Origin of the sequence: Streptomyces graminilatus (genome assembly GCF_001418565.1) — a bacterium.
Classification (GTDB): Bacteria; Actinomycetota; Actinomycetes; order Streptomycetales; family Streptomycetaceae; genus Streptomyces; species Streptomyces graminilatus.
This window is the reverse complement of sequence record NZ_LIQQ01000358.1, coordinates 1-9952: the sequence shown is the minus strand read 5'-3', so window position 1 is coordinate 9952 and position 9952 is coordinate 1. Positions and strand designations below refer to the sequence as shown.

The window sequence follows — 9952 nt, the reverse complement described above, 5'->3', positions numbered from 1 at the left end:
CGGTTGACCGGCGGGGCGAGGTCGGGGCGGATTCGTCCTTCCACCTCGCCTCGCCCCGCCGGTCAACCGCCGGCTGCGTATGGCCTGGATCAGGTCTGCGTCAGCACAGGCGGCCCGTGTAGAACGCGCCGTCGATGCTGCCGCTGCTGCCGAGCCAGGTGTCGCCGGGGCCCACGCACTTCTCGTAGTTCGGGCCGAACACCTCGACCTCGATGACGATGCGTGAGCCGTCGCTCGTGCAGTGGTTGTAGTACGCGTCGCTGCCCGTCTCGTAGAACCCGCAGGGGTTCGCGGCGGCGGTGGCCGCCGGGGTGGCGACGGCGAGCACCAGGGCGCTGGTCAGCGGGCCGACGATGGCGAGGGCGGTGGTCAGGAAGCGGCGGACGTTCAAGAGGGGATCTCCTGGCAAGGGAACGAATCGGACGGACACCGGCAGGATCGACGATCACCGGCCGTCCGATCGCCCCCGTTGCCTCGGACGAGGGACCTGGTTCACCCCGAGGTGTGGATCAAGGTTTGGGGTGTCCCTCGTCGGCCCTTCCACCGGCCCTCTCGCCCGGCCCTCAGCGCCTCTCGCCGACCCGGAAGCTCAGGTGAAGGACCCGGTCGCCCTGGATGACCGTGTGCGGGTTGTCCAGCAGTTGTTGCGTGTCCGTCGCCCCGAAGTACCGCTTGCCCGAGCCGAAGACGACGGGTACGACGTCCATCCCCACCTCGTCCACCAGGCCGAGGGCGAAGGCCTGACCGCCGACGTCACCCGCCGCCACGGCGACCGTACGGTCCCCGGCGAGTTCCTTGGCCTTCGCGATCGCCTGGGTCACGTCGTCGACGAAGTGGTACGACGCCTCGGGGTGCCACCCGTCGGGCCGTGGACGGTGCGATACGACGACCACGTGCTCACCGGCCGGGGGTGTCCCGCCCCAGCCGTCGGTGGTGTCGAACAGGTGGCGTCCGATCACCGTCGCCCCGATGCCCGCCCACATCGGCTTCACGTAGTCGGCCGAGGCTTGGGAGATCTTGAAGACCACGTTCTTCGCGTCGAGCGGGACGTCTCCGTTGCCGTACCAGTCGAACAGGGGGCCGACCTGGTCGTCCGCGTCGGCGATGAAACCGTCCACGGAAACGACGGCGTGCATGACCACGGTGCTCATCACAGCTCCCATGTCTGATGTCCCGGGGTGCTTGTGCACCCCTCGTATTCATAGACCGGGCGCGGCCCCGGAACTCATCGGCTCTCATCGGCTCTCATTGGCACACTCGTCGTCGCTCGTCGCCGCTCGTCGCCGAATGACCCGGGCATCGGGGCTACAGGTTGCCCATCGGCTCGATGTCCACCTTTACCGGGGTGCCCCAGATGCGCAGGACCTCGTAGTCGGTGAACTCGTGGAGCAGGCGGTAGGCGATGCCGGGGCGGGGGGCGCGGCGCTCGGCGGAGAGGTAGTGTTCGGCCTCCAGGCGGTCGCGGCGCGGGGTGCCGCAGAGCTGCCAGACCTGGCCGGTCCACACCTCGGGGATCCAGCGCTGCTGGGACTGGGGGCGGTCCGCGCGTACGCCGTACCGGGACATTGTGCGCTCGGGGGCCGTCGGCTCCCCGTCCACCGGGCGGGCCTGCGGATAGGCGCCGTTCTGCGCCGAGCGGCGGGCGCTGCGGCGGCGGGTTTCGCACAGCAGGCACAGGTCGCTCGCGCTCTCGTCGACCGGGCCGTTCGGGTGCTCGGCGCAGCGCGTCGTGGGCGCCGAACCGGTCACCGTGTCGTCCAGGATCGCCAGGGCCCGCTTGAGGTCGGCCTTGATCTCGTGCAGTTTCGCGTCGGCGGTGTCGCCGCCGAGCGCGTCCCCGTGCTCGCCGAGGACGCGCAGGGCTCGCCCGAGGGCGGTCAACTGGGCGTGGTTCACGGTGGTCGTCCCTTCGGCGTGCATACCTGCATACCTGCATACCTGCATACCTGCATGTATGGCTGTGTGCGTGTGCTGAGCGGTTCGTGGTCTCCACCGTCGCACACGCCACTGACAACGCGGGCGCCCGTGCACGTATGCCGACCGGACGACCCGGCGGCGGCGCCTACGCCTCGTACTCCGTGAGGTCGATCACGTGTACGAGGAGCTGGTGGCCGTACACGGGGTGGGTCGTGTCCCGTTCCTCCGTCAGGCCCAGCTTGCGGATGATGTTCTCCGAGGCGTCGTCGCCCCCTCTGCTGATGCTGATCACGCGGTCCAGGCCACGGTCCTGGAGGGCGAACTCCAGGGTGGCGTGGGCGGCCTCGGACGCGTACCCCTGGCCCCAGAACTGGGAGCCGAGCAGCCAGCTGACCGCCACGTCGGACGCGACCTCCGGCAGGAAGTCGGGCACGTACAAGCCCACCGCGCCCGCGAGTTCGCCCGAGGCGAGCAGTTCGACGGCGAAGATGCCGAAGCCCTCCTCGTCCCACTCCTCCTCCCACCGCTCGATGGTCTCCGCCGCGTACTCCAGGTCACGCACCGAGCCGTCGTCGATCCATCGCATCACCTGGGAGTCCGCGAAGATCTCCGACAGGGGCACGAGGTCGTCGTCGGTCCAGCGGCGAAGGAGCAGGCGGGGAGTGTGGATCTCGGTCATGGCGCCCATCCTGCCCGACGGCGGAGGGGGGACGAACCGGCGGGCCCGTCGCCCCTGGTGATCGATTCCAAGGGGTCAGTGGTCATAGGCGGAAGGGGACAGGCGGTCGGCGGTCGGTTTCCGTCCGCGTCTGCCGAGCCTGCCGCGCCTGCCGCGTCTGCTCAGCAGGGCCAGCGCCACCAGCAGAACGCACCCTGCCGCTTCGACGGCGAGGGTGGGCTTGACCAGGTTCGCGTCGAGAGACTCCTGGAACCCGAAGAGACCGGAGGTGAGGCTGACGATCAGGGCGACCAGTGTGCCGGCCGTGAAGAGCGCTCCCAGCGTCGCGAGGACGGGCAGGAGGCGGGTGGGTGTGATCAGCAGCGACAACGCGAGCAGCCCGGCCCCGATCGCGTTGAGCAGGAACAGCGTGCCGATCGTGTCCAGATACCGGTAGCCGTCGTACCAGAGATGGAGGTGGATCGCGCCCATGGCCACGGCTGTTCCCGCCGCGGCCAGCCGGAGGGCGATGAGCGCGACCGTGCGCTCAGTAGCCATTGCCGTTGGTCGTGCTGGTGCCGCCGCCCGTCGAGGCGGTGCCGCCCACGGTGAGCGAGGTCTTCATGCCCAGGTCCTTGTGGCCGTCGACAGGGCAGTAGACCTGGTACGTGCCGTCCTTCAGCGAGACGGTGAGGTTCGCCGACTCCCCGGGGGACAGCGTCCGCGTCTTGTGTTCCGTTCCGGAGCCCTGGATCTCCATGGCGTGGGTGTGCGAGCCGTCGTTCTTGACGGCGAACGTGTAGGTACCCGCCTTCAACGTGTGCTGGGACAGCTCCATCTTGAAGTCGACCAGCTTCACGTCCACCTGGGTGGTTCCCGGCTTGCCGTTCTGTGCCGGGGCCGGCGGTGACGAGCCACCGCCACCGCCACCGCCGTAGCCGTTTCCGCCGCCGCACGCCACGAGGATGCCCGCCAGTGCTCCGGCGGCCAGCCCGGGCCCGACGTTCCGGCGCGCGAACTTCATGAGCGTCGTCGCCATGTCTCGGCCCTCCATGAGAAATCGTTCCTGACCAGTGATACGGACGGACCGCGCCAGGGGATTCCCGGCAAACGAGACAGGGGATTTCCGGCAAACGGGAGCAAGCGGGAGAATGGGGCCGTGATCCCGCGTGGAACAGGGGGAATCCGTTCGGCGAGGTTCGCCGTATCCACTGGTATGCGGAGATTGGGCCTACCACTCGGACGACTCTCGGACGAGGCACTGCTGGCGGGAATGGCGGCCGGTGCCCCGGAGATGGCCCTCGCGTTCGTCCGCCGGTTCCAGCACATGGTCTTCGGTATCGCCATCGCCGTCGTCGACGACCCCCAGCTCGCCGAGGACATCGCCCAGCAGACCTTCGAAAGGGCTTGGCGGCATGCGCAGGTCTACGACTCCCGGCGTGGATCCGTGAAGACCTGGCTGGGGACCATCACGCACAACCTGGCGATCGACGCCGTCCGCGCGCGCAAGGCGACCCCGGTCGCCCCCGAGGACCTCGACGGTCTGCTCGGCATCGTGACCCGGACGCCCGAACAGTGGGCACTGGCCGATGACGCCGCATCCCGGATACGGGCCGCGGTGGCGGAACTGCCGCGTGAGCAGGCGCGGGCCGTTGTCATGGCCGGGATCTACGGGATGACCGCACGGCAGATATCCGAGTCCGAAGGGATCCCCCTGGGCACGGCGAAGACACGGATCAGGACGGCGATGGGGAAACTGCGGACGGTTCTGGCACCCGAGCGAGCCGATCATGACTGACAGGGACTGCGACTGGCTGAGGGCCGTCGCCGACGAGCTGGCTCTGGGTATCCTCCCCGGTCAGGAGCGTGCCGAGGCTATCGCCCACCTGGACCGCTGCCCCGCCTGCCGGGAGCACGTCGAGCAGCTCACGCTCGTCGGGGACGGACTGATCTCCCTCCTGCCGGGCAGCGAGCCGCCCGAAGGCTTCGAGACACGGGTGACGGACCGGCTGGGCCTGAACCGGCCGGCACGACGGCGACTGCGACGACCACGGGCCGGTGTGGCGGTGGCGGCTGCCGCCTCGATCGCCCTCGGGTTCGGCTTCGGTGGCTGGGCCGTCGGAACGGCCGTCGAGGGAGCGTCGGCTCCCTCCTCGCGGAGTTCGCAGCCCCCTGGCCCCCCTGGCTCGGAGCCCCCCGGCTCGGAGCACGACCTGCTCACAGCGTCTCTGCTGGCTCCCGACCACCGCCCGGTGGGCCGGATCTTCGCCTATACCGCATCTCCGGGCTGGGTCTACATGTCGGTCCACCTCGGCCGGGCCGGGTCCACGACGGACTCCCAGGCCGGGGCCGGGTCCGGACCCGAGGCCGGGTACGGATCCGTACCCGTACCCGTACCCGGCTCTCGGTCCGGAGGCGGGTCCGGAAGCGGGGCCGGGGTCGCAGGCTCGCGGGCCGGATACCCGGAGGCCGGAAGGGTCAGTTGCCGACTGGAGCGTACGGACGGCACGTCGGTCCACATCGGTGCCTTCTCCCTCGACGGCGCCGGCCGGGGGTACTGGGGAGCACCCATGCGTGTCGACCCGGACACGGTGTCCGGTGCCCGGCTGCTGGCCACGGACGGCTCCGTGCTGGCCACGGCCCACTTCGACGTACGGCAGAACCAGTGACCGCGGACCCCCCTCCGCATGCCCGACGAGACCCCGACGAGACCTCGACGAGCCTTCGTCGAGCCGGGAAGCCGGGGACGGACACGCGCCCCTCTGGAATCGTTTGGAATCGTTTGGAATCGATCATCTAGTGCAGGGCGGCTGCCAGGGCCGCGCGCAGGTGGCCGTCGTTCTCCGTGAGGAGGCGGGCGGCCGTCGGGCCGTCGACCGAGCCGAGGACGACGAGGATCGCGTTCTTCGTCTCCCCGTCCGTCGCCGCGAGCGCCGCCTCGATCTCCTCGTCGCCCGCGCCCGTCGCCAGGGCCACGATCCGGCGGGAGCGCGCCCGGAGCTTGTCGTTCGACGCCCGTACGTCGACCATCAGGTTCCCGTACGTCTTGCCGAGCCGGATCATCGTGATCGTCGACAGCATGTTGAGGACGAGTTTCTGGGCCGTGCCCGCCTTGAGACGCGTCGAGCCGGTGAGGAGTTCCGGGCCGACGACGATCTCGATGCCGTGCTCGGCCGCCGCCCCGAGCGCGCTGTGCGCGTTGCAGGACAGGCCGATCGTCAACGCGCCCAGCGCGCGGGCGTGTTCGATGGCACCGACCGCGTACGGCGTACGGCCCGACGCCGAGACACCGACCACCGTGTCCAGGGCGGTGAGGCCGAGCGCGTCGAGGTCACCGGCCGCCAGCTCCTTCGAGTCCTCGGCGCCCTCGACCGAGGTGACCATGGCCTCGGGGCCGCCCGCGATCACGCCCGTGACCTGCGCGGGGTCGGTGTTGAAGGTGGGCGGGCACTCGGACGCGTCCAGCACGCCGAGTCGGCCCGGCGTACCCGCGCCCGCGTAGACCAGCCGGCCCCCGCGTGCCATCCGGGCCGCCAGGGCGTCGATCGCGGCGGCGATCTCCGGGAGCCGTTCGGCGACGGCGGCCGGGACGGTCGTGTCCTCGGCGTTCATCAGCCGGGCGATGCCGAGGGTGGGAAGCCGGTCGATGTCGGCCAGCTCCGGACGGAACGCCTCCGTCGTCAGCGACTCCAACTCGTCTTTCAGGGCACGGTGGTTGGCGGAGGCGTGCGCGTCGGCGTCAGCGGCTGGGGTCATGGCGTGTGCTGCTCTTTCGGATCTTCCGGTAAGTACGTACGACGGCTCACGGCGGCTGCGGTTGCGGCTGTGGCTGCGGCGGTGAGAGGGCGGCCGGTACCGGGTGTTGTGGCTGTACGGCTGTACGGCTGTGGGGTGTGCGCCCTGGACGGGGAGACGACCGGGGCGTGGGCTGGGCCGGCGGGCTAGCGGCGGGCTGCCGTGCCGCCGGCGCGCGGGGTGTGGCGGTGGGCGAGAGCCTCGTAGGAGGCGGAGAGCGCGGGCGCGGCCGTCTCGTACGTCCGTTGCGCCACGCCTATGAACAGGCAGTCCACGACGAGGAGTTGACTGGTACGGGATGACATCGCCGCCGGGCGCAGCTCGCTCTCGCGGGCCGTGGAGGTGGTGAGGACGTGGTCGGCGTACTGGGTGACCGGCCCGTCGGGGCGGCCGGTGATCGCGACGGTCGTGGCCCCGCGCTCGAAGGCGACACGCAGCGGCTCGATGACGTCCCCAGTCGACCCGGAGTGCGTGATCGCGACGGCGACGTCCTTGGCGCGCAGTTGCACGGCGTTGGTGACGGCGAGGTGCGGGTCGCTGTGCGCGTGCGCGACCAGCCCTATGCGCAGCAGCTTCTGGGCGAGATCCTGGGCGACCAGACCGGAGGCGCCGACGCCGTAGATGTCGATGCGGCGGGCGGCGGCCAGCGCGCCCACGGCTGCGGACAACTGGGCCATGTCCAGTCCGGCGGCCGTGTCGGCGAGGGTCTGCTGCTCGTCGTACGCCAGTTTCGCCACGACGTCCGCGATCGGGTCGTCGACCGCTATGTCGGCGGTCACGGCGGGTGAGCGCCCCGACTGCTGCTGGGCGGCAAGGCCCGCGAGGGCGAGACGCAGGTCGCGGTAGCCGGGGTAGCCGAGCAGCCGGGACGTACGGACGACGGTCGCCTCGCTGGTGCCGGTGAGTTCCGCGAGACCGGTGACCGTGAGGGCCGCGCAGCCGGCCGGGTCGGCGGCGACCGCCTCGGCGACGCGCTGCATGGAGCGGGTCATGGAGGGCGCGAGCGTCCGCACCTTGGCGGCGAGGGCGGCGGGCGCGGGTGCTGGTCCGAAAATTTCCTTCACGTCTCGGCTCACGTCATGAAAGATATTTTCCGTTCCGGCATACGGTCAAGAGTGCGCACAATGGGTGCATGACCCCCACCGGCGACCCCAGTACCCCCGTCACCCAACTGGAGCAGGCGTTGCACGCGGCCCGCGCCCTGGTCCTCGCCGACCTGGCCGCGCGCGAGGTCGCCGAGGCGGATGTCGTCTCGATGGTCGAGGAGTCGGTCGTACAGCGCCGCTGGTGGGTCGAGCAGTGGCCGGAGGGCGCGGGATACGTGGCGGGCCTGGTCGCCCAGGACGTCCAGGACGCGCTGCTGGAGACGTACGGCCGCTGGCCGCTGTGCCCGGTCTGCGGCACCGGCGATCCGCACGCCCTGGAGGTGGAACCGGAGCTGGGCCCCGATCCGCAGTGGGTGTGCCACGAGGCGGGCGTGCGGGTCGCGGCTGTCGGGGGGCTGGGGTCCGCGAGCGGCGGCATCTCGTCGTGACCGTCTACATCGACCCGCCCGTCTGGCCTGGGCACGGGAGGCTGTGGTCACACCTCGTGAGCGATGTCTCGTACGAGGAACTCCATGCGTTCGCGGAGGTGTTGGGGGTGCCTCGGCGGGCCTTCGAGCGCGATCACTATGACATTCCGTCGCATCGGTACGGGGATGTGGTGGGCGCCGGGGCGGTGGAGGTCAGCAGCCGCGAGGTGGTGCGGCTGCTGCATGGGGCGGGGTTGCGGAGACGGAAGACGCCGGGCGGGCCTGTCAGTTGAGGGTGCGGTCGCGCAACTCGTAGGCTTGTAGGCCGACTTCGGCGGGATCAATGGGTCGTGCGGGATCAATGGGTCGTGCCGGATCGGTGGGTCGTGCCGGATCGGTGGGTTGCGCGGGTTCGGTGTTCACCGGTACGAATCCGGCGCGGGCGAGCACTCCCTGGGACGGGGTGTTGTGCGGCTCGACGGTCGCGAACAGGGACTGTACGTCGTCCCGGGCCAAGGCCCATTCCGCCAGCGCGCGCAGGGCTTCGGTGGCGTAGCCGTTGCCGCGGGCGGCTTCCGCGAGGTCGTAGCCGACCTTGGCCCTGCCCTCCTCGTCGGGTGCGCCGTGAAAGCCCATGCCGCCGACCGCGCGGTCGTCCTCCCGCCGGACGAGGATGTACAGGCCGAACTCCGGGCGGAGTACGCCCTCTTCGTACGCCTTCCACGCCATCCCGGCCGCCTCCCGCGTGCCCTCGAAGGGGCCGCCCCCGATCCAGTCGAAGCCGCCGGTGCCGCCCGCGCTGAGATCGGCCGCGGCGGCCGGGGTGACGCACTCCAGGCGGAGGCGCTCGGTGTCGAGGACGAGGTTGTTGTACCAGCTCCACTCGGTCAGCCGGGCCCGTCCGGGGAGGTCGGCGCGGCCGGTCGCCCAGAGCAGCGTCCGCCAGTGATCCGGGCCGGGCCGGACGTGCGGGAAGATCCGGGTGAGGGCGAACTCCGCCAGATGCGCGGGCGGTTGGTACGGCAGGCCCAGGCCCTCGGCGATGTCGTGGGTGTGCAGCAGCACTTCGGCGATGCCCATCGCGGCGAAGCCCTCGCGGTTCGCGCTGCGGAAGGGGGCCGGGTGGAAGGCGCGCGCGTCACGGGGTGCGGTGCGGATGGCGGCGGTGAGCAGGGCGCCGGTCGCCGCGATGACGTCGAGGATGCCTGAGTTGACGTCTTCTTCCCTTGCTTCCTTGTCCGCGGGCGTCAGGCCGGTCGCGCCGGCGAGGGTGATGTTGAGGCGGGTGTTCGGGCTCTGGGTCCGGCCCGCGAGTCGCGCGGCGTAGACGACGAGGTCGGTGATGATGTGCTCGGCTGTCCGCCGGCAACTCCACTCCAGACCACCCGCGTTGGTGCCCACCCAGTCCCGGCCCACCGCCGGCCGCAACAGTGCCACCGCGCTCGCGACAGCCTCGTCCACTTCGTTCGCGCCCATGGTCAGCATGCGGCGAGGATAGGGGGCCGGGTGCCCGGACGGACACGGATTAATTCGGCTCCTCGGATCGGTCCCCCCGCATCGGCCCTGCGCATAGTTCCCTCATATGGGCCTCTCGCATGGGTCATTCACATCGGACCCGGGTCCGCCCGGCCCAGTTGTTCCAGCTCCGCCGTGATGTTGGCGCGGGCCGGTTCCTCCCAGTGACGTGCGCCGTACCGGGTCCTGAACAGCCTTGGCAGAGCGAGGAGTTGGCGCAGTACGTCCGCCCGGCCCGCCCTGAAGGCATCCTCGGGGACGAAGGCGTACTCCTCGCGGACCGCGGCCGCGTACGCGGCGTACGTGTCCTGGGGCGCGGCCAGGATCGCGAGGTCCGCGTCGCACAGGATCTCGCCGTTGCGGTCGCCGGGCGCGGGGGCATGGGTGACGGTGAGCCGGACCAGGCGGGCCACCTCGGCGGTGCCCGCCGGGGAGACACCGGCTTCGGGGAGGGCCCGCTCGGCGAGACGGGCGGAGCGTTCCTCGTTCTCGGAGCGGTCAGGGGCGTAGACGGCGTCGTGGAACCAGGCGGCGAGGCGGATCAGGGGGAGGTC

14 protein-coding genes are annotated in these 9952 nt (G+C 70.9%); 4 read left to right on the top strand and 10 right to left on the bottom strand.

Going from position 1 to position 9952, the window contains the following annotated elements; translation table 11 throughout:
* Positions 1 to 100: 100 nt before the first annotated feature.
* The 6 genes from AOK08_RS28620 to AOK08_RS28595 form a co-directional block, all read right to left on the bottom strand.
* Positions 101 to 391, bottom strand: a complete 291-nt coding sequence (locus tag AOK08_RS28620; protein WP_055531395.1) for a DUF6355 family natural product biosynthesis protein — start codon at positions 389 to 391, stop codon at positions 101 to 103.
* A 172-nt stretch (positions 392 to 563) separates the two neighbouring features.
* Positions 564 to 1151 carry a dihydrofolate reductase family protein gene (locus AOK08_RS28615; protein ID WP_055531393.1) on the bottom strand — a complete coding sequence of 196 codons (588 nt, stop codon included), beginning with the start codon at positions 1149 to 1151 and terminating at the stop codon, positions 564 to 566.
* A 154-nt stretch (positions 1152 to 1305) separates the two neighbouring features.
* The gene (locus AOK08_RS28610) at positions 1306 to 1896 is read right to left on the bottom strand and encodes a hypothetical protein (RefSeq protein ID WP_055531400.1); all 591 of its coding nucleotides are present in this window, start codon (positions 1894 to 1896) and stop codon (positions 1306 to 1308) included.
* A 166-nt stretch (positions 1897 to 2062) separates the two neighbouring features.
* Complete coding sequence (locus AOK08_RS28605; protein WP_055531391.1) at positions 2063 to 2596, bottom strand: GNAT family N-acetyltransferase; 534 nt, start codon at positions 2594 to 2596, stop codon at positions 2063 to 2065.
* 75 nt (positions 2597 to 2671) lie between these two features.
* A complete protein-coding gene (locus AOK08_RS28600; RefSeq protein ID WP_055531389.1) occupies positions 2672 to 3133 on the bottom strand; it encodes a hypothetical protein in 462 nt (153 codons plus the stop codon).
* Complete coding sequence (locus AOK08_RS28595) at positions 3123 to 3614, bottom strand: cupredoxin domain-containing protein (RefSeq protein ID WP_055531397.1); 492 nt, start codon at positions 3612 to 3614, stop codon at positions 3123 to 3125. The genes AOK08_RS28600 and AOK08_RS28595 overlap by 11 nt, the downstream gene beginning before the upstream one ends.
* A gap of 177 nt (positions 3615 to 3791) precedes the next feature.
* Between AOK08_RS28595 and AOK08_RS28590 the strand changes: the two genes are divergently transcribed.
* Complete coding sequence (locus AOK08_RS28590; RefSeq protein ID WP_055531387.1) at positions 3792 to 4373, top strand: RNA polymerase sigma factor; 582 nt, start codon at positions 3792 to 3794, stop codon at positions 4371 to 4373.
* A complete protein-coding gene (locus AOK08_RS28585) occupies positions 4366 to 5244 on the top strand; it encodes a hypothetical protein (RefSeq protein WP_055531386.1) in 879 nt (292 codons plus the stop codon). Before AOK08_RS28590 ends, AOK08_RS28585 begins: the two co-directional genes overlap by 8 nt.
* 127 nt (positions 5245 to 5371) lie before the next feature.
* Here AOK08_RS28585 and murQ read toward each other — a convergent pair whose 3' ends face one another.
* Both murQ and AOK08_RS28575 read right to left on the bottom strand, forming a co-directional pair.
* Positions 5372 to 6331 (bottom strand): N-acetylmuramic acid 6-phosphate etherase, encoded by a 960-nt coding sequence (murQ, locus tag AOK08_RS28580; protein WP_055531384.1) that lies wholly within the window; start codon positions 6329 to 6331, stop codon positions 5372 to 5374.
* A gap of 185 nt (positions 6332 to 6516) precedes the next feature.
* Positions 6517 to 7446: a MurR/RpiR family transcriptional regulator gene (locus AOK08_RS28575; protein WP_055531382.1), complete on the bottom strand. Its 930-nt coding sequence runs from the start codon at positions 7444 to 7446 to the stop codon at positions 6517 to 6519.
* Positions 7447 to 7502: 56 nt separating this feature from the next.
* Here AOK08_RS28575 and AOK08_RS28570 point away from each other — a divergent pair, with 56 nt between their 5' ends.
* Together AOK08_RS28570 and AOK08_RS28565 are read left to right on the top strand one after the other, a co-directional pair.
* Entirely contained in the window at positions 7503 to 7904 is a 402-nt protein-coding gene (locus AOK08_RS28570) for a hypothetical protein (protein ID WP_055531380.1), read from the top strand.
* Positions 7901 to 8176 (top strand): DUF4031 domain-containing protein, encoded by a 276-nt coding sequence (locus tag AOK08_RS28565; RefSeq protein WP_055531378.1) that lies wholly within the window; start codon positions 7901 to 7903, stop codon positions 8174 to 8176. Before AOK08_RS28570 ends, AOK08_RS28565 begins: the two co-directional genes overlap by 4 nt.
* Here the strand turns inward: AOK08_RS28565 and AOK08_RS28560 are convergent.
* A complete protein-coding gene (locus tag AOK08_RS28560; RefSeq protein ID WP_079054323.1) occupies positions 8169 to 9368 on the bottom strand; it encodes a GNAT family N-acetyltransferase in 1200 nt (399 codons plus the stop codon). The two genes, AOK08_RS28565 and AOK08_RS28560, sit on opposite strands and share 8 nt — an antisense overlap.
* 119 nt (positions 9369 to 9487) lie before the next feature.
* Positions 9488 to 9952: HD domain-containing protein (locus tag AOK08_RS28555; RefSeq protein ID WP_479683328.1), on the bottom strand; the 465-nt coding region annotated here is incomplete at its 5' end.

What these genes read in the sequence shown, in the direction of transcription:
- AOK08_RS28615 (WP_055531393.1), bottom strand. Translation starts at nt 1,151, where the DNA reads ATGAGCACCGTGGTCATGCACGCCGTCGTTTCCGTGGACGGTTTCATC.
- AOK08_RS28605 (WP_055531391.1), bottom strand. Translation starts at nt 2,596, where the DNA reads ATGACCGAGATCCACACTCCCCGCCTGCTCCTTCGCCGCTGGACCGAC.
- AOK08_RS28600 (WP_055531389.1), bottom strand. Translation starts at nt 3,133, where the DNA reads ATGGCTACTGAGCGCACGGTCGCGCTCATCGCCCTCCGGCTGGCCGCG.
- AOK08_RS28595 (WP_055531397.1), bottom strand. Translation starts at nt 3,614, where the DNA reads ATGGCGACGACGCTCATGAAGTTCGCGCGCCGGAACGTCGGGCCCGGG.
- AOK08_RS28590 (WP_055531387.1), top strand. Translation starts at nt 3,792, where the DNA reads ATGCGGAGATTGGGCCTACCACTCGGACGACTCTCGGACGAGGCACTG.
- AOK08_RS28585 (WP_055531386.1), top strand. Translation starts at nt 4,366, where the DNA reads ATGACTGACAGGGACTGCGACTGGCTGAGGGCCGTCGCCGACGAGCTG.
- murQ (WP_055531384.1), bottom strand. Translation starts at nt 6,331, where the DNA reads ATGACCCCAGCCGCTGACGCCGACGCGCACGCCTCCGCCAACCACCGT.
- AOK08_RS28570 (WP_055531380.1), top strand. Translation starts at nt 7,503, where the DNA reads ATGACCCCCACCGGCGACCCCAGTACCCCCGTCACCCAACTGGAGCAG.
- AOK08_RS28560 (WP_079054323.1), bottom strand. Translation starts at nt 9,368, where the DNA reads ATGCTGACCATGGGCGCGAACGAAGTGGACGAGGCTGTCGCGAGCGCG.